At 45.2% G+C, this 23,325-nt stretch carries 19 protein-coding genes; 9 read left to right on the top strand and 10 right to left on the bottom strand.

The features are described 5' to 3' along the window. Positions 1-47: 47 nt before the first annotated feature. The 4 genes from AB3F25_RS06700 (at position 48) to fbpC (ending at position 5,411) form a co-directional block, all read left to right on the top strand. Positions 48-1,088, top strand: coding sequence for an ABC transporter substrate-binding protein (locus AB3F25_RS06700; protein WP_373603089.1), 1,041 nt, complete (start codon positions 48-50; stop codon positions 1,086-1,088). A 101-nt stretch (positions 1,089-1,189) separates the two neighbouring features. Continuing rightward, positions 1,190-2,224: an ABC transporter substrate-binding protein gene (locus AB3F25_RS06695; RefSeq protein ID WP_373603088.1), complete on the top strand. Its 1,035-nt coding sequence runs from the start codon at positions 1,190-1,192 to the stop codon at positions 2,222-2,224. Between the two features lie 66 nt (positions 2,225-2,290). After that, positions 2,291-4,348, top strand: a complete 2,058-nt coding sequence (locus AB3F25_RS06690) for an ABC transporter permease (RefSeq protein WP_373603087.1) — start codon at positions 2,291-2,293, stop codon at positions 4,346-4,348. 16 nt (positions 4,349-4,364) lie between these two features. Next, positions 4,365-5,411: a ferric ABC transporter ATP-binding protein gene (fbpC, locus tag AB3F25_RS06685; RefSeq protein WP_373603086.1), complete on the top strand. Its 1,047-nt coding sequence runs from the start codon at positions 4,365-4,367 to the stop codon at positions 5,409-5,411. A 293-nt stretch (positions 5,412-5,704) separates the two neighbouring features. Here fbpC and menH read toward each other — a convergent pair whose 3' ends face one another. The 3 genes from menH to AB3F25_RS06670 all read right to left on the bottom strand — a co-directional run bounded on the left by menH (position 5,705) and on the right by AB3F25_RS06670 (position 9,605). Then, positions 5,705-6,448 carry a 2-succinyl-6-hydroxy-2,4-cyclohexadiene-1-carboxylate synthase gene (gene menH, locus AB3F25_RS06680; protein ID WP_373603085.1) on the bottom strand — a complete coding sequence of 248 codons (744 nt, stop codon included), beginning with the start codon at positions 6,446-6,448 and terminating at the stop codon, positions 5,705-5,707. Between the two features lie 54 nt (positions 6,449-6,502). After that, entirely contained in the window at positions 6,503-8,209 is a 1,707-nt protein-coding gene (gene menD, locus AB3F25_RS06675; protein WP_373603084.1) for a 2-succinyl-5-enolpyruvyl-6-hydroxy-3-cyclohexene-1-carboxylic-acid synthase, read from the bottom strand. Between the two features lie 124 nt (positions 8,210-8,333). Further along, a complete protein-coding gene (locus tag AB3F25_RS06670) occupies positions 8,334-9,605 on the bottom strand; it encodes an isochorismate synthase (RefSeq protein WP_373603083.1) in 1,272 nt (423 codons plus the stop codon). A 152-nt stretch (positions 9,606-9,757) separates the two neighbouring features. Between AB3F25_RS06670 and AB3F25_RS06665 the strand changes: the two genes are divergently transcribed. The 4 genes from AB3F25_RS06665 (at position 9,758) to AB3F25_RS06650 (ending at position 14,340) form a co-directional block, all read left to right on the top strand. Next, the gene (locus AB3F25_RS06665; protein ID WP_373603082.1) at positions 9,758-10,972 is read left to right on the top strand and encodes a pyridoxal phosphate-dependent aminotransferase; all 1,215 of its coding nucleotides are present in this window, start codon (positions 9,758-9,760) and stop codon (positions 10,970-10,972) included. A 223-nt stretch (positions 10,973-11,195) separates the two neighbouring features. After that, the gene (locus AB3F25_RS06660) at positions 11,196-11,726 is read left to right on the top strand and encodes an inorganic diphosphatase (protein WP_373603081.1); all 531 of its coding nucleotides are present in this window, start codon (positions 11,196-11,198) and stop codon (positions 11,724-11,726) included. Between the two features lie 150 nt (positions 11,727-11,876). Beyond that, positions 11,877-12,893 (top strand): UDP-glucose 4-epimerase GalE, encoded by a 1,017-nt coding sequence (gene galE / locus AB3F25_RS06655; RefSeq protein WP_373603080.1) that lies wholly within the window; start codon positions 11,877-11,879, stop codon positions 12,891-12,893. A gap of 223 nt (positions 12,894-13,116) precedes the next feature. Next, a complete protein-coding gene (locus AB3F25_RS06650) occupies positions 13,117-14,340 on the top strand; it encodes an MFS transporter (protein ID WP_373603079.1) in 1,224 nt (407 codons plus the stop codon). A gap of 39 nt (positions 14,341-14,379) precedes the next feature. On the opposite strand, the gene AB3F25_RS06645 is transcribed toward AB3F25_RS06650, so the two are convergent. From AB3F25_RS06645 to ung, 3 genes are read right to left on the bottom strand one after another with little or no spacing between them, the layout of a single operon-like run. Then, a complete protein-coding gene (locus AB3F25_RS06645; protein ID WP_373603078.1) occupies positions 14,380-15,909 on the bottom strand; it encodes a DHA2 family efflux MFS transporter permease subunit in 1,530 nt (509 codons plus the stop codon). Positions 15,910-15,917: 8 nt separating this feature from the next. Next, positions 15,918-17,069 carry an EmrA/EmrK family multidrug efflux transporter periplasmic adaptor subunit gene (locus AB3F25_RS06640; RefSeq protein WP_373603077.1) on the bottom strand — a complete coding sequence of 384 codons (1,152 nt, stop codon included), beginning with the start codon at positions 17,067-17,069 and terminating at the stop codon, positions 15,918-15,920. 16 nt (positions 17,070-17,085) lie between these two features. Continuing rightward, on the bottom strand, positions 17,086-17,745 hold the full coding sequence (ung, locus tag AB3F25_RS06635) for a uracil-DNA glycosylase (protein WP_373603076.1): 660 nt from the start codon (positions 17,743-17,745) through the stop codon (positions 17,086-17,088). Between the two features lie 269 nt (positions 17,746-18,014). Here ung and grcA point away from each other — a divergent pair, with 269 nt between their 5' ends. Next, entirely contained in the window at positions 18,015-18,398 is a 384-nt protein-coding gene (grcA, locus tag AB3F25_RS06630; protein ID WP_077422719.1) for an autonomous glycyl radical cofactor GrcA, read from the top strand. Positions 18,399-18,516: 118 nt separating this feature from the next. Here grcA and mreD read toward each other — a convergent pair whose 3' ends face one another. The 4 genes from mreD to AB3F25_RS06610 all read right to left on the bottom strand — a co-directional run bounded on the left by mreD (position 18,517) and on the right by AB3F25_RS06610 (position 23,275). Then, positions 18,517-19,005 carry a rod shape-determining protein MreD gene (gene mreD / locus AB3F25_RS06625; RefSeq protein ID WP_373603075.1) on the bottom strand — a complete coding sequence of 163 codons (489 nt, stop codon included), beginning with the start codon at positions 19,003-19,005 and terminating at the stop codon, positions 18,517-18,519. Next, positions 19,005-20,051, bottom strand: coding sequence for a rod shape-determining protein MreC (gene mreC, locus AB3F25_RS06620; RefSeq protein ID WP_373603074.1), 1,047 nt, complete (start codon positions 20,049-20,051; stop codon positions 19,005-19,007). Before mreC ends, mreD begins: the two co-directional genes overlap by 1 nt. A 65-nt stretch (positions 20,052-20,116) precedes the next feature. Continuing rightward, complete coding sequence (locus AB3F25_RS06615; protein WP_373603073.1) at positions 20,117-21,172, bottom strand: rod shape-determining protein; 1,056 nt, start codon at positions 21,170-21,172, stop codon at positions 20,117-20,119. A gap of 318 nt (positions 21,173-21,490) precedes the next feature. After that, positions 21,491-23,275, bottom strand: coding sequence for an ABC transporter ATP-binding protein/permease (locus AB3F25_RS06610; RefSeq protein ID WP_373603072.1), 1,785 nt, complete (start codon positions 23,273-23,275; stop codon positions 21,491-21,493). Positions 23,276-23,325 lie beyond the last annotated feature (50 nt).

Genomic DNA, 23,325 nt, shown 5'->3' with positions numbered 1-23,325 from the left:
GTTTTCGAGTAGTATCTAGGCGTTTTAATCCAACAGGAGTGTGTATTATGAAGTTCAACAAAATTTCTCTTTCAATTTCAACCGCATTTTTAGCTGCCGGTTTACTGTCTTCCACTGCAGCAAATGCGCAAGGTCGTTTAGTGGTGTATTGTAGTGCCACAAATATTTTATGTGAAACTACCACCAAAGCTTTTGGCGAAAAATATGATGTCAAAACCTCTTTTATTCGTAACGGTTCCGGCAGCACTTTCGCCAAAGTGGAAGCAGAAAAAAATAACCCTCAAGCGGATGTTTGGTTTGGTGGCACGTTTGACCCTCAGGCTCAAGCTGCCGAGCTCGGTTTAATCGAGCCGTACAAATCTAAACATATTGATGAAATCGTAGAACGCTTCCGCGACCCGGCAAAAACCAAAGGTCACTATGTTTCCGCCATTTATATGGGAATTTTAGGTTTCGGTGTGAACACGGAACGTCTTGAAAAATTAGGCATTAAAGAGGTGCCGAAATGCTGGAAAGATTTAACTGATCCGCGCTTAAAAGGCGAAGTGCAAATTGCAGATCCACAAAGCGCCGGTACGGCTTACACCGCCTTAGCGACTTTTGTACAACTGTGGGGTGAAAATCAAGCCTTTGATTACTTAAAAGCCTTACATCCGAATGTTTCCCAATATACTAAATCCGGCGTCACTCCGTCTCGTAATGCGGCACGCGGCGAAACGGCCATCGGTATCGGCTTCTTACATGATTACGCCCTTGAAAAACGTAATGGCGCACCGTTAGAGCTAGTGGTTCCTTGTGAAGGTACCGGGTATGAATTAGGCGGTGTGAGCATCTTAAAAGGCGCACGTAATCTTGATAATGCAAAATTATTCGTGGATTGGGCGTTATCCAAAGAAGGGCAGGAATTGGCATGGAAACAAGGCGAATCCTTACAAATCTTAACCAACACCACTGCAGAACAATCTCCGACCGCGTTTGATCCAAACAAATTGAACCTGATCAATTACGACTTTGAAAAATATGGCGCTACCGAACAACGCAAAGCCTTAATTGAAAAATGGGTACAAGAGGTTAAATTAGCGAAATAACGTTGTAGGGGCAAATTACATTTGCCCCTATCAGTAATCTTCATTAATGACGCAATCATCTAGGCTTGCGTTCATAAAATAAAAAATACAGGAGTGTTCCAATGAAACTCTCGAAAATTGTAGTAGCACTTTCAAGTGCAGTCCTCGGTGGGATGTTATTCAGTGGCAATGCAGTGGCGAAAGGTCGCTTGGTGATTTATTGCAGTGCACAAAATACCATGTGCGAGCAAGAAGCCATGGCATTCGAGAAAAAGTATGATGTAAAAACCAGTTTTATTCGTGGCGGTACAGGTACTATCCTAGCCAAAATTGATGCGGAAAAAGATAACCCACAAGGCGATGTTTGGTATGGTGGCACCATGGATCCGCATTCCCAAGCAGGTGAAATGGGCTTGTTAGAGCCTTATAAATCACCAAATCTGTCACAAATTGTAGAGCAGTTCCGTGATCCGGCTAAAATGAAAGGTAATTATTCCTCCGCCATTTATCTTGGCGTATTAGGTTTTGGCGTAAACCCGGAACGCTTGAAAAAACTCAATTTGCCAATGCCAAAATGTTGGAAAGATTTAGCCGATCCAATGTATCGCAATGAAATTCAAGCAGCGGATCCGCAAAGCTCAGGAACGGGCTATACGCAATTAGCCACCTATATCCAACTTTGGGGTGAAGATGAAGCCTTCAACTACTTGAAAGCGTTAAATAAAAACGTATCACAATATACCAAATCTGGTAACACAGCCACCCGTAACACAGCGCGTGGTGAAACCGCAATTGGTATCGGTTTTTTACACGAATATTCCTTAGAAAAAGCCAAAGGTGCGCCGGTTGAATTAGTCGTGCCTTGCGAAGGTACAGGCTATGAAATCGGTGGAGTCAGTGTAATTAAAGGCGCACGCAATCTTGAAAATGCGAAACTTTTCGTGGATTGGGCGTTATCGAAAGAAGCGCAAGAATTAACATGGCAAAAAGGCGAAGCTTATTCCATTTTAACCAATACCACAGCGCAACAATCCCCTTATGCGTTGGATTTTAAATCGATTAACCTGATTAACTATGATTTTGACAAATACGGCGCCACCGATTTACGCAAACGTTTAATCACGAAATGGGTTGATGATGTTAAACTAGCTAAATAAATTGTTGTTAGATAAAGAAGCAATGCCTATTACATTGCTTCTCTATTTCTACTTATGCGAGGTTGTATGAACGCAAATAAACTACCAATCACATATTCTGCGAATTTTTGGATAATCTTGTCCATTGTTGCATTTCTTGTTCTCCCTTCCCGCGCCTTAGATTACGGCTTGTTTGACAGCACCGCCGATGAATTCTTTGATGCCATGGGATGGTCATCTTTTAACATTACCGCGTTTTGGTTCTTGCCGGTGATTTTGTACGGTTTATTACCTTGGCTGAAATTACCCCCTAATACACAAGCTAAAGCCGAACTTTACTTATTAGCAGTGGCTACGCTATTTACCTTTATCAGCGCCACCGTGCTAAAAATCAGCATGGGCTATTCGGTGATCGTTTTACTCATCGTTTTCACCGCACTTGCTACGCTCTCTTTGGCGAAGTTAAAGATTATGCAAGGCGACAAATTTATTATTGCCTCCTTGCTGTGCATTGTGTTGCTGATTTTCTTCTTTATTGTTTACCCGACATTGGCGATTTTTGTCTCCATGTTCTACGACGGAGAGACCTTTGCACCACAACAAGTGATGCGTATTTTGACGCAAAGCTACATTGTGCGCGTTATCAGTAACTCCTTATTCCTATCCAGTTTCGTGGGTATCGTTTCTACGGTGTTCGGTTTAGCATTTGCCCTTTACACGACCCGTATTGCGCGCCGTACTGCATTTATCGGTAAAATCTTTTCTATTTTGCCGATTGTTACACCACCGTTTGTCGTTGGATTAGGGGTTACCTTAATGTTGGGTCGCTCCGGTTATGTGACCGAATTTTTATCCACTTATTTCGGTTTCACCAACCACAACTGGTTATACGGTTTTAACGGTATCGCCATTGCACAGATTTTGGCATTTGCGCCAATTTCCTTCATGATTTTAGACGGCGCATTAAAATCCGTGCATCCATCTATTGAAGAAGCGTCTTATACCTTACGTGCTAACCGTTACCAAACCTTCTATAACATCATTTTCCCATTACTGCGTCCGGCCTTGGCGAACTCGTTCCTCATCGTGTTCATCCAATCGCTCGCAGACTTTAGTAACCCGTTGGTGTTGGGCGGTAGCTTCGATGTGATTGCAACGCAAATTTACTTCTACATTGCCGGTTCACAATTAGATTACGCTTCCGCCAGTACCCTTGGCTCCATGTTGTTAATCTTCTCCTTGGCGATTTTTATCATTCAATATTTATGGATTGGTAACCGCTCTTATGTAACTGTTTCCGGTAAGTCTTATCGCGGCGATGTACAAGAACTCCCTACCGGCTTGAAATACACGATTATTTTCATGCTCGGCGCTTGGGTGATCTTCAACCTTGCCTTATACGGCAGTATTTTCTACGGAAGCTTCACCGTCAACTGGGGCGTGGACTATACCTTAACCTTGAAGAACTACGCCATGTTGTTCGGACAAGGATTAAGTGACGGTGCGTGGCCTTCCTTAATTAATACCTTAATTTACGCCGGTATCGCGGCACCACTTACCGCCATTTTTGGTTTATTAATTGCCTATATTGTGGTGCGTAAAGATTTCCAAGGGAAAAAATCCCTTGAGTTCTTAACCATGCTTTGTTTTGCCGTACCGGGCACCGTGGCGGGGGTCTCTTACATTCTTGCCTTTAACAATGCGCCGATGTACATCACCGGCACCAGCATTATCGTGGTAATTTCCATGGTGATGCGTGATTTGCCAATTGGTATGCGTGCGGCGATTGCAGGCTTAGGACAACTCGATAAATCCCTAGACGAAGCCTCCCTTTCTCTGAAAGGTAGCTCATGGAAAACCCTGTGGTATATTGTGTTGCCATTATTAAAACCGGCCTTGCTTTCTGCGCTTGTCACCAGTTTCGTGCGTGCCATGACGACAGTGAGTGCCATCATCTTCTTGGTGACTGCGGATACCCGTGTAGCAACCGCATACATCTTAAACCGTGTTGAAGACGGTGAATACGGTATTGCCATTGCGTACGGTTCTATCTTGATCGTGGTGATGATGGCGATTATTTTATTCTTCGACTGGATTGTCGGTGACACCCGCATTTCCCGTTCCAAAGCGAAAAAAATGAATTAAGTTGTAGGTAAAAAATATGAGTAATGATTTCTTAGTATTAAAAAACGTCACTAAAGCTTTTGGTAAATCCGTGGTCATTGACGATTTGGATTTAAACATCAAACGCGGCACTATGGTTACTTTGCTCGGTCCGTCCGGCTGCGGTAAAACTACAGTTTTGCGTTTAGTGGCAGGCTTGGAAAGCCCGACTTCCGGTCAAATTTTCATTGATGGCGAAGATGTCACCAAATCTTCCATTCAAAACCGCGATATTTGTATCGTGTTCCAATCTTACGCACTGTTTCCGCATATGAGTATCGGCGATAATGTAGGCTACGGCTTGCGTATGCAAAACGTGAGCAAGGAAGAGCGTAAACAACGGGTGAAAGAAGCCTTGGAATTGGTAGATTTAGCCGGATTTGAAGATCGTTATGTGGACCAAATTTCCGGCGGTCAGCAACAACGCGTCGCGCTAGCTCGCGCGCTCGTGCTAAAACCGAAAGTGTTACTGTTCGATGAACCATTGAGTAATTTGGATGCCAATTTACGTCGTGCCATGCGGGAAAAAATCCGTGAGCTGCAACAAAGCCTAGGTATCACTTCCCTTTATGTCACCCATGACCAAACCGAGGCCTTTGCGGTATCTGATGAAGTCATCGTGATGAATAAAGGCAAAATTATGCAAAAAGCACCGGCAAAAGAGCTTTATTTACGTCCGAACTCTTTGTTCTTAGCCAATTTTATGGGCGAATCCAGTATTTTTGACGGCGAATTGGCAAATGGTACGGTGAATATTCACGGCTACTGTATTCCGCTTTCCGATTCGGCACAATTTAGTTTACCGGATGGTCCATGCCTTGTAGGTATTCGGCCGGAAGCAATTTTTCTTGCGGCGGAAGGTAGCGAAGCGCAACATTGTGAGATTAAAAGCGCAGTCTATATGGGCAATCACTGGGAAGTGATAGCATCTTGGGCGGGTAAGGATTTATTGGTAAATTGCAAACCGGAAGATTTTAATGCGAATTTAAAACAGGCTTATGTGAATTTATCCGAACACGGTATTTTCTTATTGAAGAAAGAATAATAACCACAAGGCGCATAATTATGCGCCTTCTTTTTTCGGTGATTTTCGATAATTTTGATTTGAGAAACGCCATGTTGTTATAAAATGAATATTTAGCAATTTCTCTTATTATTCTTTCTAAATCAGAGAGGTGTGGTTTCAGCACCGCATTGAAGCCACTAAAATTCATATCATCGTATCAAACAAATTTTATGTAGCTTGTGTGGTGCATTGCCGCATAGCGTCTTCATTCACTTCATGTGAAAAAATAAAAGCATTTCATCAATAAAAATGGGCGAAAGTCCATGTGTTTTCTAAGTTTGAGCAATTTTTAAAATTAATTTTTCGAGCGCTTTAGCAAAAAATTCTGGATTTTCCGCGTGGGCATTGTGACCGGCTTCGGGAATTGTTGTGAGATTGAGCTGCAGACTTTGCGCCAGCTTTTGGAATTTTCGATCATGTTCACCGCAAAAATAAAAAAATGTTTCTGCGTTCGATTGCACTTCCGGACTGAAATCCGCCTGTTTAGCCAGGCTGGTGGCAAGTAGCATGTTGCCGATATTAGCACCGCATTGGGCTTGTCGCCTTTGAATTAAGGCGGTTCTATCAGCTTCGGTTAAATGGGCGAAAACCGGCTGCCGGTACCAATCATCCAATACGCTTTCGGGCGCTTCATTGCCAAATCGTTTGGCCCAGTATTTGTCATGGCATAAACGCGCTTGCCTTTCTTGTTCGGTTTTCAAGCCAAGATTGGCGCCTTCTAAAATCACTGCTCGCAGCTTGCCCTTGTCTGCTTTCGATTGTAACGCATAATGTAATGCCAGTCGTCCACCTAAGGAATAGCCAACGAGAACGTAAGGTTCGTTTAGCACCGCATTGGAAATTTGTTTGGCAAGGTATTGCGTGGCTTCGTCAAAATCCGTTACTTCGATTTGTTGCGCCGCGCCGTGAAAAGGTAAATCTAATGCAATGCAACGAAATTGCGTGAGATTTTTGATGATGTCTTGCCAGTCCGATGCGGTGCCGAGCAGGCCGTGTAGGAAAATAACGTTGAGCATAAAATAAAGGGCGCATCGCGATGAGAATCGTTAATGGCGCCCGTACCCTTATTTTTATTCGCCGATAACGGCGTGACTGATTTGTTCGATTAAATGCTTGTAAGTGTTGCTGCCATCGCTCGGATTAGTTTTGATTTCGATTAACGTGGTTTTACGGCGCGCGTAGGCTTGTTTCAACACGCTAGTTAAATCCGCCCAAGTGTAAGGATGAGCATATTTTATGTCGAACATGGCCGCGATCTGTGAAAAATCGCCGTTGTGCGGTAAGCGATAGAATCGATCTTTCACTTCTTCGTCTACCGGCAACATATCGAAAATTGCGCCGCCATTATTGTTGATTACAAAAATAATCGTTGGTTGAGTGACGTTTTTGAACAATGCCAAGGAGTTGAGATCGTAAAGCGTAGAGGTATCACCAATCATTGCAACGACCGGTTGTTCGGAGCCGACAGCGATGCCGGCAGCAGTCGCCAATAAGCCGTCGATACCGCTGGCGCCGCGATTAGTATAAATCGGGTAGCCTTCCGGCAATTTGGTCAGTGCATCGACCAAGCGCACGAATAAACTGTTACCGAGGAATAAAATGCCGTTATAAGGCAACACGCGTTCAATATGATGCGCAAGGGAGGCTTCGTTTAAATTGCCACCGACTTGCTGTTCAATAAAACCAGCACAGAATTTGGACAGCGCAAGCGGTTCCAATAACCAAGGTTTTTGGCGAAGCGGCGGATGGGCGCGCAACCAGTGATGTGCTTTGGCATTAAAGCGAGTTTGTGCATGATGGTACGGATCGAGCGCATTGTCGCTTTGTTCCACTAGCCAAAATTCCCCGTTGAAAGCTTGCAGGAATTGATTTATTCGTTTACTGATAAAATGCGATCCGAACTGAATCACAATATCCGCCTGCAATAATTTTTCGCGTACGGTTTGGTTCGCCAGCCAAATATCGGCGTAAGGCATCATAGGCTCTACACCGGATTGAATATCGGTGAGCAACACCCAACCCATTGCGGTCGCCCAGGCGTTGATGCCCATGGCTTGTTCGGTTGGCAGCCGTCCGGCCACAATCACGCCGCGTTTGGTGCGCCAATGATCCCAATTTTCGTGTGGAATCACTTCTTGTTGCAATGCTTCGTGTTTCACCCAAGGTTTGTTTTGCGACAGCCAACGGTGTAACGATTGCAACCAAGGGTGGCAATCCACCGCACTTTCGTCAGTATCGTAAAGCGGTTCGGCAAAAGGTATGTTGATATGAATGACGCCGTGTCGTTGTTTTTGTCGGAATGCGGCTTGTTCAATATAAGAAACCAACCATTGGGCGGAATAGTCAGCGTTTGGTTTAGGCAAGTTTACGTTGGCGACGGGATAATCGCCGAACATATTTTGTTGCAAGATGGCCTGATTGGCACCGCATTCCCATAGTTCGGGCGGACGATCTGCGGTGAGTACTACCAGATCGACACCGCTTTGGCGTGCTTCAACAATGGCCGGATAAAGATTGGCGGCGGCGGTACCGGATGTGACAATGACGGCGACCGGCGCTTGTACGGATTTGGCAATGCCGAGCGCAAAAAAGCCTAAGCCGCGTTCGTCAAAATGGCTATAGCAAGTGGCGCGACCGGCATTTTGTAAGCGCACCGCTTCTAAGGTTAATGGGGTGGAACGCGAACCGGGTGCGATGCAGAAGTGAGTAACCCTTTGGCGTACCAAAGTTTCTAAGATCACTTTCGACCAACAACGATTAAACACGCTTACAGACATTTCTTTTTCTCCGTTATTCTTAGTATTCTTCGCTCCTTTCGTTTACGCGGGATGCCGCCGAAGGCCGAGGAAAATTTTCCTCCGCTCTTTGCCCACCGACGGAGGAAGATAAGGAAATAATATATTATTGATTTTTAGCAAACAAAGAGATTAATCCTGCAGCCTTACGTTCGATTTCTTGCCATTCTTCTAACGGTTGCGAACCTTCTACAATACCGGCACCGGCAAACACGCGAATGCGGTGCGATTCAATGAAGGCGGAACGAATCGCCACGCAAAATTCTGCATCAGTTTTGCTCATTACGCCGAAAGTACCGGCGTACCAACCGCGCTCGAAGGTTTCGATTTTCGATAAAATCATTTTGGCTTGTTGCTGTGGCAAACCGGATACCGCTGCGGTGGGATGAATCGCATTGAGTAGAGCGGCATCTTGGTAATGGGCGGCTAAGTCGGCACGAATTTTACGCAGCAAATGTTGTACTTTGCGCAGCGGTTTGAGTTCCAGCTCGCCGACTTCAAAGGTTTCCGTCAAATCGCGCAGATTCTGTGCAATATCTTGTACCACCAACCAATTTTCATTGCGATTTTTTTCATCGCGCAGCAACCAATCTGCTTGGCGTTGATTTTCTTGCGGATCATCGCTAACCGGTGCGGTGCCGGCCAACGCTTCCGTTAAAAATACGTTGTATTCCCGCACAAATAGGCGTTCCGGCGTCGAGCCGACGAACTGAGAATTTGGGTTTTCTGCCCATAAAAAATGATAGCAGCCTTGATTGTATTTTTCGCTTTCCGCTAAAAAATCGTAGGCATTGATTGATTGTTTTAAGTGTAGCCGGGTTTCGTTTGCTAGCACAAGTTTGCTGAGCTTGCCTTGTCTGATTTCAAATAGCGCTTGATTTACCCAATCGCACCAAGTTTGACGGTCGGCGCGTCGTTCCGTGCATAACGGAATTTGTTTGGGTAATGGGCTAAGCGGTGTTGTGTTCGACAGTGTTTTTAGCGCCGCCAATGCGGTGCTCGCCGAGTCTGCGCCTTCAACAAAACAATTCAATGCGGTGCTGTTTTCACTTTGCACCAGTAAAAACTGCGGTAAAACAAATTGTCCGTAACCTTGAAATTGCAAGCCGCCGACTAAAGGATAATCGTATTGTTCAATAAATTCTTGTGCAGCGTCTAAATCGGAAAATGCGCGAACCTTACCCGACGCGGCCAGAATTTTCGTTTTATCGCGAAAATTCAAATAAAATTGCGGATAAGCTGTTTGCGATTTTAACCAGGCTAACAAATCGACATTGTTGATTTTTACTTGAAAACACACAAGAACAGTTTGTTTTTGCTGCAAATAATCTGTAATTTGCTCACTGAGTCGTTTTGCGGCTTGCTTTAAATTGCTCATTGTAAATTATTTTTAATACACAAAAATTAGCCCGTATTCTACCGTACTTTGCGAGTGACAAAAAATTTTTTTACAAAATCTTTTCAAGGTTAAAAATTCAGCGTAAATTAGCGAACATTTCTCACTCAAAATAACAAAAAAAGGACACAACCATGCGATTATTTCCTAAATCCGACAAGCTGGAACACGTCTGTTACGACATTCGCGGGCCGGTACATAAAGAAGCGTTACGCTTGGAAGAGGAAGGCAATAAAATTTTAAAACTTAATATCGGCAATCCTGCACCTTTCGGCTTCGAAGCGCCCGATGAAATTTTGGTGGATGTGATTCGCAATTTGCCGTCGGCGCAAGGTTATTGCGATTCCAAAGGGTTATATTCGGCGCGTAAAGCGATTGTGCAATATTACCAATCTAAAGGCATTCAGGGGGCGACAGTAAACGACGTGTATATCGGCAACGGCGTATCCGAATTGATTACCATGTCCATGCAGGCGTTGCTTAATGAAGGCGATGAAGTGCTGGTACCGATGCCGGATTATCCGTTGTGGACGGCTGCGGTGACGCTTGCCGGCGGGAAAGCGGTACATTATTTGTGCGATGAAGAAGCTGATTGGTTTCCGGCAATTGATGATATTAAAGCTAAAGTCAACCCGAAAACTAAAGCAATTGTGGTGATCAATCCGAATAACCCGACGGGCGCGGTGTATAGTAAAGAATTGTTGGAACAAATCGTGGAAGTAGCGCGAGAAAATAATCTGATTATTTTCGCCGATGAAATTTACGACAAAATTTTATATGACGGTGCCGTGCATCATCATATTGCGGCGTTTGCACCGGATCTTTTAACGGTAACCTTCAACGGGTTATCAAAAGCTTATCGAGTTGCCGGTTTCCGTCAAGGTTGGATGATTTTAAATGGCCCGAAACAGCATGCCAAAGGTTATATTGAGGGCTTGGATATGCTGGCTTCAATGCGGTTGTGTGCGACGGTACCGATGCAACATGCGATTCAAACCGCACTGGGTGGCTATCAAAGCATTAACGAATTTATTTTACCGGGCGGGCGTTTGCTTGAACAGCGTAATCGGGCTTACGAGCTCATTACGCAAATTCCCGGCGTGAGTTGCGTGAAGCCGAAGGGCGCAATGTATATGTTTCCGAAACTTGACATCAAGAAATTCAATATTCACAGCGATGAAAAAATGGTGTTGGATTTGCTACGTCAAGAAAAAGTATTGTTGGTGCACGGTAAAGGCTTTAACTGGCACTCACCGGATCACTTCCGTGTAGTGACGTTACCTTATGTAAATCAATTGGAAGAAGCCATTGGCAAACTAGCCCGCTTCCTCGAAAATTATCGCCAGTAATAACGTTGTCTACGATTGCCGCGGGCGTAAAAAAGAAAAGGAATGCCGAGTAAATCCATAAAGATTAAAAGGTTTTTTGCGCTATCGCGGTTCTTTATAAATCTCTCAATTTACAATTTTTAAACTTGGCCTACGGTTTTCTTGCTAAAAATTTGTGCGGCAAATTTCAGCAAAAACTGCTATACTTCTGCCGCTTTTAACTCAATAAAACAAAGGAAAAACAATGGCTGATTTTAATCAAATTTTAACGCCGGGCGATGTGGATGCCGGTATTATCAATGTGGTGAACGAAATTCCGCAAGGCAGCTGCCTCAAAATTGAATGGAATCGTAAGGTCGCCGCGTTCCAATTAGACCGCGTCGAACCGGCGATTTTCGCTAAACCGACCAATTACGGTTTTATTCCGCAAACTTTAGACGAAGACGGTGATGAGTTAGACGTTTTGTTATTAACTCGCCAACCGCTTGCCACCGGTGTTTTTCTTGAAGCGAAAGTGATCGGCGTGATGAAATTCGTAGATGATGGTGAAGTGGACGATAAAATCGTCTGTGTACCGGCGGATGATCGCGATACCGGCAATGCGTATAACAGTCTTTCCGATGTGCCTGCGCAGTTAATCAAACAAATCGAATTCCACTTCAATAACTACAAAGCTTTGAAAAAGCCCGGTTCGACCAAAGTCACTCATTGGGGCGATGTGGAAGAAGCGAAAAAAGTCATTCGGGAATCAATTAAACGTTGGGACGAACGTTAATTCCATGTATTCCAAAAGAAAGGCATCCGTCGGATGCCTTTTTTGTTTCCTCGGTGAGCCGCGAATAGCGTACAGTAAAAGTAGAGAATTTTTTGGTGGGTAAAATAGTGTTATAATTTGCCCATTAATCGAACAATAAAGGAGCATTAAATGGCTATTTTAGTGACCGGCGGTGCCGGCTATATCGGTTCCCATACCGTTGTGGAATTATTAAACGCGGGAGAGAAAGTAGTGGTATTGGATAACCTTTGCAATTCCTCACCGAAATCCCTTGAGCGCGTCAAACAAATTACTGGTAAAGAGGCAATTTTTTATCAAGGGGATATTTTAGATCGAGCTCTGTTGCAAAAGATCTTCGCAGAGAACCGCATTCGTTCCGTAATTCATTTCGCTGGCTTGAAGGCGGTGGGTGAAAGTGTGCAAAAACCGGCGGAATATTATATGAACAACGTAGCGGGCACCATCGTATTAATCCAAGAAATGAAAAAAGCAGGCGTGTGGAATTTCGTGTTCAGTTCGTCAGCCACGGTTTATGGCGATCCGAAAGTGGTGCCGATTACCGAAGATTGCGAAGTGGGTGGCACCACCAATCCTTACGGCACTTCCAAATACATGGTGGAACAAATTTTACGCGATGTAGCCAAAGCCGAACCGCAATTTAGCATGACGATTTTGCGCTATTTCAATCCGGTCGGTGCGCATGAAAGCGGTTTAATTGGTGAAGATCCGAACGGCATTCCGAATAATTTATTGCCGTATATTAGCCAGGTGGCCATTGGCAAATTGCCACAACTTTCCGTATTTGGTAGCGATTACGATACCCACGACGGTACCGGCGTGCGCGATTATATCCACGTGGTGGATCTTGCCGTTGGTCATTTAAAGGCGTTGCAACGCCACGAAGATGATGCCGGATTACATATTTATAATCTCGGCACCGGGCATGGTTATTCAGTGTTGGATATGGTGAAAGCTTTCGAGCAAGCCAACGGCATCGAAATTCTTTACAAATTGGTCGAACGACGCCCGGGTGATATTGCCACCTGTTATTCCGATCCAAGTTTAGCCGCTAAAGAATTAGGCTGGACGGCACAGCGCGATCTTCAAACAATGATGAAAGATACATGGAACTGGCAGAAAAATAATCCAAAAGGGTACAAAGACTAACTTTTCCACGACTCATTTTTCCATTGAGGCGAAATAACTCTCGCTCCCTCTATTTACGGATTACAGAGGGAGCAGAGTGAGGCGGCGCGAAATTGTAATGCCAAATGAGCACCGCATTGAAATCGCCTCCTGTCCGCCCGTGTCATTAATGAAAACGTCTGAATTACGAAATCGACCGTATTCTATGCCGAATTCCCTCTCCTCCCAAATTTTTACGCGCAAGATGTTAATTTGTGTGTTTACCGGTTTTAGTTCAGGTTTGCCACTGTTTGTCTTATTGCAAATGTTACCGGTGTGGCTAACGGATAAACATCTTTCCATTGAGCTTATCGGAGCAGTCACCGGTGTGATGTTGCCGTATGGCTTGAAATTTCTTTGGGCGCCGTTACTGGATCGCTATTTCCCGAGTTTTTTGGGGCGTCGCCGCAGTTGGCTTTTGATTTCTCAAGCGACACTATTGATTTTGCTATATGCCATCAGCCTATTTGATCCGCTCACCCAACTCAGCGTCGTGGCGAACATTGCCTTGCTCATCGCTTTTTTCTCGGCAACGCAAGATATTGTGCTAGACGCTTATCGCCGTGAAATCTTAAGCGATCGCGAACTCGGTTTGGGAAACACCATCCATATTAATGCTTATCGCGTAGCGGGCTTGATTCCCGGCGGGCTCTCACTTTATTTGGCGACCCTTTATCCTTGGGAAACGGTGTTTTTATGGACCGCACTATGTATGCTGGTGGGCATTTTTATGACGCTGTTTCTTGCCAAAGAGCCTAAAATTGACACACCGAGTTTCAATCAACCGTTCTACCAAGCCTTTTGGATTCCATTGCAAGAATTTTTCCAACGCAAGGGCGTGGCGCAAGCAATCGGTTTTTTGCTATTTTTATTTCTGTATAAATTCGGTGATTCTTTTGCCACCACGCTGCAAACCAAATTTATCTACGATATGGGTTTTGGCAAAGAAGATATCGCGTTGGTCGTGAAAAGCACTTCGCTGTGGGCGAGCATTTTGTCCGGACTTGCCGGCGGCGTGATGATGTTGAAACTTGGCATTAACCGCGCATTATGGTTATTCGGTTTAGTGCAAATGGTGACTATCGGCGGCTTTATTTGGTTAGCCGAGTTCGGACATTTCGATTCGATTGGTTCGGCCGAATTGTGGAAATTAGGCGTGGTGATCGCGGCGGAATATATCGGCGTAGGGTTGGGCACTGCCGCATTCGTAGCTTTTATGGCGCGTGAAACGAATCCGCTTTACACCGCCACTCAACTTGCCCTGTTTACTAGTCTTTCCGCATTGCCGAGTAAAGGCTTGGGGATGCTGTCCGGTTATGTCGTCAGTGCGCTCGGCTATTATCAATATTTTTGGCTTTGTTTCTTTTTCGCGATTCCCGGTATGCTCTGCTTATTTTGGGTCGCACCTTGGACGGATGGAAAGCGCTAATTATGGGCCTTCAATGCGGTGCTAAAATCGATGAGCGTGTTATCTTGATTTGGTGCCGAAAGGCGGTTTGGCGAACCAAACGATAATGAAAAGCACAAGGAAACAAATGGCAGAAAGCCAAAAGATTTCGTTGGCGCTTAAAATAAAACCCTGCGCAGTAATTTGCTGTGCGATGTAGCCGGAGGTTTGCGTATCACTTAAACCGAAGTGATTCATTTGCTGATAAAACTGCTGCGAAATCGGGTTATAGGGATTAATAGATTCGGTAAATTGGCTGTGATGGATCGCTTCCCGTTGATACCACAAGAACGTCGTTAAAGACGTGCCGATCGAGCCGGCGAGGGTGCGTAAAAAATTAAATAAACTGGCGGCCGATGCTATTTTTTGCGGTGGCAAGCCTGACAGCGTAATTGTGGTGAGTGGCATAAAAAAGCACGCCACGGCAAACCCTTGCATGAGCTGCGGCAGAGCGACGTCAGCGAACGTCATATTCGGTTCGAAAGTGATCGCGCGCCAGTAGAAGGTCGCGGCGTACATCACGAAACTAATGGTTACCAATATACGCATATCGATTTTATAGCCGAAACGCCCGATTAGTGGAGACAGTAAAATCGGGAATAAACCCACTGGCGCGGCGGCAAGTCCGGCCCAGGTGGCGGTGTAGCCATAAACCTGTTGTAGCAATAACGGAATTAGCACTACGGAGCCGAGATAAACCAAAAATGCCAAACTGGTACAAAGGCAGCCCACACTGAAATTACGCGAGCGGAATAACGAAATATCCACCACCGGATTCTCGTCGGTCAATTCCCAAATCACCAGCGCGGTTAAACAAATCGCTGCCGTTATAGCAAACAGAATAATTTCGTTGGAATTAAACCAGTCCAGTTCGCGTCCTTGATCGAGCATTAATTGCAAACCACCAACACCAAGCACCAATAAAATCAAGCCGATCGTATCAATTGGTTGATGGGAAACAGCGGTTTCCCGCCCGCTTAATAATTTCCAGCAAATCAGTACGACGAGCAAACCAATCGGTACGTTAATAAAGAAAATCCAACCCCAATGAATATTGTCGCTGATCCAACCGCCGATAATTGGGCCGAAAATGGGCGCAACTACAATGGTCATCGCCCAAAATGCCAATGCCATACCGCGTTTTTCCGGTGGATAGTTATTGAGTAATAGACTTTGTGAAAGCGGAATAATCGGGCCGGCGACAGCGCCTTGAATGATGCGGTAAACAATCAGCATTTCCAAACTGTGCGCAATGCCGCAAAGCCACGAAGCGATCACGAATAAAAAGGTAGAGAGCAAAAACAAGCGCACCTCACCGAAGCGTTTGGCAAGCCACCCTGTGATTGGAATGGAAATGGCGTTCGCTACGCCGAAAGAAGTGATAACCCAAGTGCCTTGACTAAAAGATGCGCCGAGATCACCGGAAATGGTAGGAATCGCTACATTAGCAATGGTGGAATCCAATATTTGCATAAAGGTGGCGAGGGCGAGAGCGAGGGTGAGTAACACCAAAGCGCCGCCTTTGATCGGGGCGTGAGTCGCAGCTTGCATGATCGCCCCTAATGCAGATTTTGTTCGATAATGGATTGAATTAGGCTATCCACCGCACTTTCATCATAATGCAGCGTGTCGGTGGTGTAGTGCGTACGCGGTGCGTCGATTTCGCGCAAGAAGGCGCCGTCTTTATTCGCTACGTTCACTTTGACGGTGGCGGATAAACCGATACGTAGCGGATTTTCGGCGATTTGTTGGGCATCGAGCTGAATCCGAACAGGTATGCGTTGCACCACTTTAATCCAGTTGCCACTGGCATTTTGTGATGGCAGCAAAGAAAATGCACTGCCGGTACCTATATCGATGCCGACTACGGTACCGTGAAAGACTTTATCTTTACCGTACAAATCAAAATGAACTTCGGCCGGCTGACCCAAACGCATGTCGGTGAGTTGGGTTTCTTTAAAGTTGGCATCAAGCCACATTTGTTCGGTGGAAATCACCGCCATTAACGGGCTGCCGACGGAAACTGCTTGTCCCACTTGGGCGCTGCGACGCGCCACGTAGCCGTCAATCGGGCTTTTAATTTGCGTACGTTGCAAATTCAGCCAAGCTTGTTTGACGGCGGCGACGGCGTTTTGAATTTGCGGTTGTTGCATTAACGGACGAGCCAACAACAATGCCTGATTGGCCGCCAGCTGATTTTGTGATGAACTCAAGTTGGCTTTGGCGAGCGCCACTGCTTCTTTGGCGTGTTGGAAGGATTCTTGATCGATCGCACCGGATTTTTCCAATTGCACGCGACGATTAAGATTGCCTTGTGCTTGAGCAAGCGTGATTTCATTGGCATTCACCGCGGCTTGCAATTGTTGCACGGTAAATTCAAGCTGCTTGATTTGGCGCACCGCATTGGCGAGGTTACTTTGCGCTTGTTCGAAACTAAGTTTGGCATTGGTATCATCAAGTTCAATAAGTATGTCGCCCGCTCGCACTTTGTCCATATTATCCACGTTAATTTTCGCCACATTGCCTGCGACTTGGCCGGACACCATAATTTGATTGCCGCCTACATAGGCATCCTCCGTACTTTCTATATCTTTTAGAAAAAAGAGCCAATAAAATGCGGCCAAAATACCGCTGACAATCAGTAATAAGATAAAGATAGATAAGCCTTTTTTACGGTTTTTTGTTTTATTTGAGGGCGCGGCTTCGCTCATGCTGTTCTCCTTTGGACTAAATTTGCCAATCAATTGCTTGTTGTCCTTGTGCTTTTAAATAATCGTTGGTTTGGGAAAAATGGTGGCAGCCGAAGAAACCGCGATGCGCCGATAAGGGCGATGGATGCGGTGCTGTTAGGACAAGGTGACGAGTACGGTCGATCATTTGACCTTTTTTCTGCGCATGACTACCCCAAAGCAAAAACACTAAATTCTCGCGATGTTCATTGAGTGCTGCAATGACGCGATCGGTAAAGGTTTCCCAACCCAGATTGGCGTGAGAATGCGCCAGTCCGCGTTCCACAGTGAGTACGGTGTTAAGCAGCAATACGCCTTGTTCTGCCCATTTCACCAAGTAGCCGTTTGTCGGCATATGAAAACCGGCAATATCTTCGGCGAGTTCTTTATACATATTTAATAAGGACGGGGGGATGGCAACCTCAGGTTTTACCGAAAAAGCCAGTCCGTGGGCTTGGTTTGGACCGTGGTAAGGATCTTGTCCTAAAATGACGACTTTTACATCGTCAAATGCCGTGTATTTAAATGCGTTAAACACATCTTCTTGTGGTGGGTAAATGGTTTTTCCGCTTTGGCGAGCGAGATGAACTTGTTGTAAACAGTGTTGAAAATACGGCTGTTGTTTTTCTTGGCCGATGACATCTGTCCATGTTTTCATAATCCGTTCCTAATTAAATTGACGGCGGTATTATAAACTAAATCGGATCGTGTCGGGAAAGATAAATTATTATCAAAATGTAACTTAAATGTTAATTAAAAGTATGCAGGCGAATGCATTAGCAATAAATAATTTAATCTAGATTAATGTGGTTAAAAAGCGTTCGAAAAACTAACTTGTTCTTTATCAAAAGAATTTGAAGTCTTAGAATTTTTTGATAGAATTTGCGCAGTTTTTATGATTATTTAAACGCCAATTAGGAGGCTTTTATGATTAAAGGTATTCAAATTACTCAAGCAGCGAACGACAACTTACTCAATTCATTTTGGTTGTTAGACAGCGATACCAATGAAGCGCGTTGTTTATGTGCGAAAGGGGAATTTGCCGAAGATCAAGTGGTTGCGGTGAGCGAATTAGGTCAAATCGAATATCGCGAATTGCCGGTAAACGTTGCGCCGACTGTTAAAGTGGAAGGCGGCCAGCATTTAAACGTAAACGTATTGCGTCGCGAAACTTTAGAAGACGCGGTTAACAACCCGGATAAATATCCACAATTAACGATTCGTGTTTCAGGCTACGCCGTACGTTTTAACTCCTTAACGCCGGAACAACAACGCGACGTGATTACCCGTACTTTCACCGAAAGTCTATAATTTTTGATTGAGTTGAGAATAGTGATTAAAAAATAATTTTGAGCTATTCCGGAGAGCAAGAACCGAGTGCCGTATTTTATGGCACTCGGTTTTTTTATTCTTCGAAATTTAGTGTCGATTAATGTAATCTCACTTTTCGACGGATTTTTCGCATAAGCAAAAATACCCACGGCCATAATATGCCGGAAGCGACGGCGCCGAAGATTTCTTGCCAGTTGAAGACGGCGTCGTGTAGAAATAATTCTACAAGGAAAATGGCGATGCGGATGAAGAATACGAAAATAATCACCAACAGACTTTGAAACCACAAAGACAGGTTACGCAGTACTAAATAATTTTTCGCAATGAAATAAAACGCTACGGATAATACTAGGGCGTGGATGCCGAGCGTGGAACCGAGCAGTAAATCCCAAATGACGCCGAGCAAAAAAGCGATACCGATACTGACTTTGTTCGGAATGGCGAGCATCCAGTAAGTCAGTACCAAGATCAACCAAGCAGGCTTAAATGCTTGGAAACCGGTGGGCCACGGGGCGAGCTCCATCACCAGTGCGATGATGAAAAATAAAAGGATAGTCGTCCATTGCAAAATTAAACGAATTTGCATTAGTCCTCCTCCCGGTGTTTTTGTTGTTCCGGCGTAGGCGATTCTTCTTGCGGCGCTTCTGCCGGAATTTCCTCAATGATTTCCTTACCGGCCTCCGGTTGTGTTTCCTCATCGGTGACCTTCTCTTTGAGCACCGCATTGGAGCCTTCATTGGATTGGCTTGCTAAGCGTTTTTGTACTAACTCGCGCACTTCTTGCGGCGATATGGATTTCGCTTTCGACATATCCGAATTACTCGGCCAGAGCAACAGCACATAACGTAATCGTTCTAATGAGGCGAGCGGTTTGGCTTTGATGGTGGCAAAATAATTCGAGCCGTCGCGAGATACGTTTTGCACCACGGCAACCGGATAACCTTCGATAAAACGACCGCCCAAACCGGACGTAACCAATAAATCCCCTTTTTCAATATCCACTGAGCGTGGCACATTATCAAGCGTCAGCTCATCGGTATGGCCGGTACCGCTGGCGATTACGCGCACGTCGTTACGCAACACTTGTACGGGAATAGAATGGGTGACATCGGTGAGCAATAATACGCGGCTGCTGTTTACACCGACGGAAATAATTTGTCCGATGACGCCTTTTTCATCAATTACCGCTTGCCCTACGTAAGCGCCGTCTTTTTCGCCTTGATTGATGACAATTTGTTGACGATACACATCGGTTTCCGCCGTTAGCACCTCACCGATTTTTTTGTATTCATCGGTACGCAGCGGAGAGTTGAGCAACAAACGCAAACGCTGATTTTCCACTTTGAGTTGATCCAACAATAATAAATCGGCGTTTTTTTCTCGTAGTTGCTCGCGCAACACTTTATTTTCGATTTGCAGTTTGCCGGTATCCGCTAAATTATCGGATACGCCGTCTAATATGCTGCGAGGGCTGTTCGCCAAATAATACAAACCGCCCACCGCCGTTTCTAGCAGACTGCGGGCTTGGCTCATAGAATTTTGCCCGTCAGTAAGTATGAGCCCGATGGAGGCCATTACTGTAAGAATTAAGCGAATGCCCAGTGGCGGGGCTTTAGCAAAAATCGGTTTCATTCCAGTTCCTAAATGCTCAAAACAAAAGTGCGGTTTAATTTAACCGCACTTTGATTGATGATAAATTAGATTTCATCGCTAAAAATATCGCCGCCATGCATATCGATCATTCCTAGCGCTTCGCCGCCGCCGCGCGCTACGCAAGTGAGCGGATCTTCTGCGATGATGGTCGGTACACCGGATTCGTGAGCAAGTAACACATCAATATTACGTAATAAAGCGCCACCGCCGGTTAACACCATACCACGCTCAAAAATATCGGCGGCATGTTCCGGTTGGCATTCTTCCAATGCGGTGCGCACCGCGGCGACAATACCGTTTAACGGTTGTTGAATCGCTTCCAATACGTCTCGGGAAGTGAGTTTGAAAGAACGCGGCGCGCCTTCGGCGAGATTATGGCCGTGTACTTCCATTTCTTTAATTTCATCGCCGTCTTGGATGAATGCGGTGCCAATTTCTTGTTTGATGCGTTCTGCCGTCGGTTCGCCGATCACCGAGCCGAATGTGCGGCGCACATAAGAAATGATCGCTTCGTCGAAACGGTCGCCGCCGATACGCACAGAAGAAGAATAGACGACGCCATTTAAGGAAATTACCGCCACTTCCGTGGTACCGCCGCCGATGTCGATTACCATTGAACCTACTGCGGTGGAAACCGGCAGTTTGGCACCGATTGCCGCAGCCATCGGTTCTTCAATTAAATACACTTCGCGTGCACCGGCGCCGATAGCCGATTCTTTGATGGCGCGACGTTCCACTTGGGTGGCGCCCGCCGGTACACAGACTAATACGCGCGGGCTCGGACGCATAAAGTTGCCGCTATGCACTTGTTTGATGAAATATTGCAACATTTTTTCGGTGACGAAAAAGTCGGCGATGACACCGTCTTTCATCGGACGAATTGCGACGATGCTTTTTGGTGTGCGGCCTAACATTTGTTTCGCTTCTTTACCCACCGCCGCAATACTTTTGAGCGCACCTACGCGGTCTTGGCGAATGGCCACCACGGAGGGTTCGTCTAATACGATACCTTGTCCTTTTACATAAATAAGGGTGTTTGCGGTACCTAAGTCGATGGAGAGATCGTTTGAAAATAAACCACGAATTTTTTTGAATAACATAATGATTCCGTTAAATTTAGCTGGTTGAAAAGTTGTTCGTTGTCGAACGCAAAAAAATTGCGCTAAATGTACCAAAAAATCGCTGACGATAACAGCACTTTTACAAGGATTACGGCTTTTTTAGCACGGAAAACGCACGAGCGTTTTTGCAGTTAGCATAGCAAGCGGCAACGGGTTGACGTGACGCTCATCGAATGATTTTTGGAATAAAGAGCGCGCATTTTGGCGTTATTGCTAAAATAGCACCGCATTGGACGCGGCTTCAATGCGGTGCTATTTTTGATCCTTAATTAGGCGGTGTTGATCATGCGGTCATGCCTAAATTTCATTGAGCGCCCAACTGCCGTCGGCAAAAATTTGCAGTTGTTGATGGTGATAGCGTTTTAATGTGGAACGATGTCCTACGCTGATGAGGGTCATATTCGGTAGTTCCGATTTTAATAGGCGATACATGGCGTCTTCCAAACCTTCATCCATACTGGCTGTCGCTTCGTCCAAAAAGGCGACTTTGGGTTTATGCAACAACAGGCGGCCGAACGCCAAGCGTTGTTGTTCACCGAGAGAAAGAATGCGCGTCCAGTCTTGTTCTTGTTCCAAGCGTTCGATTAAATGCCCAAGTTGAACTTTGCGCAAAATCTCTTCCGCCAAGGGGCGGTCGATGTCTGCTGAATTTTTCGGATAGGCCAATGCGGTGCTCAAATCACCCTGCGGCAAATAGTTTTTCTGAGCAAGGAAAAGTTGCGAATCCAGTGGACAATATACGGTTCCCTGCGAATAAGACCAAAGTCCTGCAGCCGTACGTAATAAAGTGGTTTTGCCAACACCGGAATCGCCTTGAATCAGCAAGCTTGCCCCTTGCGGCAAAGTAAGATTGACGTTATTGATTAACGTGCGACCGAACGGATTTTTAATGCTCAAGCCTTTGAAAATCACTTCGTTTTCGCTGTTTCGAATATCCGTTTCCGATTCGCGATTAGCCATGTCGATGGCATAAGTGAAGCCGGTTAAACGATCGAGTGTGGCTTTGTAGCCGGCGAAAGTATCGTAACTATTACGGAAAAAAGACAGATTGGTATGCAGCTTGCCGAATACCTGCAAGGTTTGCATTAAATCGCCCAGTTTGATTTGCTTTTCAAAATAGCGACCGACCTGAATTAATAATGGAAAAACTACCGAAATTTGGCTGACGATTAAGTTGAAACCGGAAAATTTCAGCGTTCTGAACACGATATTCCACATGTTGTTAATGACCGCGCGAAATTGGCGATAAAGTTGGTTTTGTTCCACTTTTTCGCCGGCGTAAAAAGCAATGCTTTCGGCGTATTCTTTAACGCGAATGAGGGAATAACGATAGTTTGCGTTAAGCCGTTCGTTAGCAAAATTCAAATGAATTAACGGGCGACCGAGCCAGAAGGCGATTAACGTGGTAAAAATGACGTAAGCGAAGACTAAGAACACCATCATATGCGGAATTTCTACGCCAAACAGCAGCATCGGTCCCGCCAAGCCCCACAATAAAATAGTGTAGGAAATCATTGATGTGACTGCATCAATTACGCCGGTGCTTAGAGAAAGCGTGGTTTTTACGTAAGATTGAACGTCTTGTTGAATACGTTGATCGGGGTTATCCAGATTGGCGGATAAATATTGCGTTTTGTAATAGGCGCGGTTTGTCATCCATTTATTGGTTAATTCATCATTAAGCCAAGTGATCCAGCTGATGATAAAGCGTTGTTCGATGTAATAACTTGCTAATGAGGTGGATACCGCACAGGCTGCGATGACGCAAAATAACCCCATTTGTTGCCAAAATACCGCTTGGTTAAATTCTTGCAGCGAAGTGTACATATTGTTGTACCATTCCGAATACACCAAGCTAATGCGCACGCTCACCAAGGTCAGCGCTACGATTAGTAAGAAAAACAACAATGGTTTAACGCTTCGTTTCGGTGATAGATAACCGCCGGCGAATTGCCAAAATTGTTTGCCCCAACGGCTAAAACGTACTAATAAAAAAATACCGAAGCTAAAGATCAATGCGGTAATCGCTAAGGTTTGTAGCACCCAAAGGAGAGAAGTTATCGCTTCTTGTCCGTAATCCATAAATTTATCCGTAAAACAAAAAATGCCGCCACAAAAACAACCTATTAAAC

Source organism: Aggregatibacter sp. HMT-949, assembly GCF_041734645.1.
Classification (GTDB): Bacteria; Pseudomonadota; Gammaproteobacteria; order Enterobacterales; family Pasteurellaceae; genus Rodentibacter.
This window is presented reverse-complemented; position numbering and strand designations above follow the sequence as displayed.

What these genes read in the sequence shown, in the direction of transcription:
- AB3F25_RS06700 (WP_373603089.1), top strand. Translation starts at nt 48, where the DNA reads ATGAAGTTCAACAAAATTTCTCTTTCAATTTCAACCGCATTTTTAGCT.
- AB3F25_RS06695 (WP_373603088.1), top strand. Translation starts at nt 1,190, where the DNA reads ATGAAACTCTCGAAAATTGTAGTAGCACTTTCAAGTGCAGTCCTCGGT.
- AB3F25_RS06690 (WP_373603087.1), top strand. Translation starts at nt 2,291, where the DNA reads ATGAACGCAAATAAACTACCAATCACATATTCTGCGAATTTTTGGATA.
- fbpC (WP_373603086.1), top strand. Translation starts at nt 4,365, where the DNA reads ATGAGTAATGATTTCTTAGTATTAAAAAACGTCACTAAAGCTTTTGGT.
- menH (WP_373603085.1), bottom strand. Translation starts at nt 6,448, where the DNA reads ATGCTCAACGTTATTTTCCTACACGGCCTGCTCGGCACCGCATCGGAC.
- menD (WP_373603084.1), bottom strand. Translation starts at nt 8,209, where the DNA reads ATGTCTGTAAGCGTGTTTAATCGTTGTTGGTCGAAAGTGATCTTAGAA.
- AB3F25_RS06670 (WP_373603083.1), bottom strand. Translation starts at nt 9,605, where the DNA reads ATGAGCAATTTAAAGCAAGCCGCAAAACGACTCAGTGAGCAAATTACA.
- AB3F25_RS06665 (WP_373603082.1), top strand. Translation starts at nt 9,758, where the DNA reads ATGCGATTATTTCCTAAATCCGACAAGCTGGAACACGTCTGTTACGAC.
- AB3F25_RS06660 (WP_373603081.1), top strand. Translation starts at nt 11,196, where the DNA reads ATGGCTGATTTTAATCAAATTTTAACGCCGGGCGATGTGGATGCCGGT.
- galE (WP_373603080.1), top strand. Translation starts at nt 11,877, where the DNA reads ATGGCTATTTTAGTGACCGGCGGTGCCGGCTATATCGGTTCCCATACC.
- AB3F25_RS06650 (WP_373603079.1), top strand. Translation starts at nt 13,117, where the DNA reads ATGTTAATTTGTGTGTTTACCGGTTTTAGTTCAGGTTTGCCACTGTTT.
- AB3F25_RS06645 (WP_373603078.1), bottom strand. Translation starts at nt 15,909, where the DNA reads ATGCAAGCTGCGACTCACGCCCCGATCAAAGGCGGCGCTTTGGTGTTA.
- AB3F25_RS06640 (WP_373603077.1), bottom strand. Translation starts at nt 17,069, where the DNA reads ATGAGCGAAGCCGCGCCCTCAAATAAAACAAAAAACCGTAAAAAAGGC.
- ung (WP_373603076.1), bottom strand. Translation starts at nt 17,745, where the DNA reads ATGAAAACATGGACAGATGTCATCGGCCAAGAAAAACAACAGCCGTAT.
- grcA (WP_077422719.1), top strand. Translation starts at nt 18,015, where the DNA reads ATGATTAAAGGTATTCAAATTACTCAAGCAGCGAACGACAACTTACTC.
- mreD (WP_373603075.1), bottom strand. Translation starts at nt 19,005, where the DNA reads ATGCAAATTCGTTTAATTTTGCAATGGACGACTATCCTTTTATTTTTC.
- mreC (WP_373603074.1), bottom strand. Translation starts at nt 20,051, where the DNA reads ATGAAACCGATTTTTGCTAAAGCCCCGCCACTGGGCATTCGCTTAATT.
- AB3F25_RS06615 (WP_373603073.1), bottom strand. Translation starts at nt 21,172, where the DNA reads ATGTTATTCAAAAAAATTCGTGGTTTATTTTCAAACGATCTCTCCATC.
- AB3F25_RS06610 (WP_373603072.1), bottom strand. Translation starts at nt 23,275, where the DNA reads ATGGATTACGGACAAGAAGCGATAACTTCTCTCCTTTGGGTGCTACAA.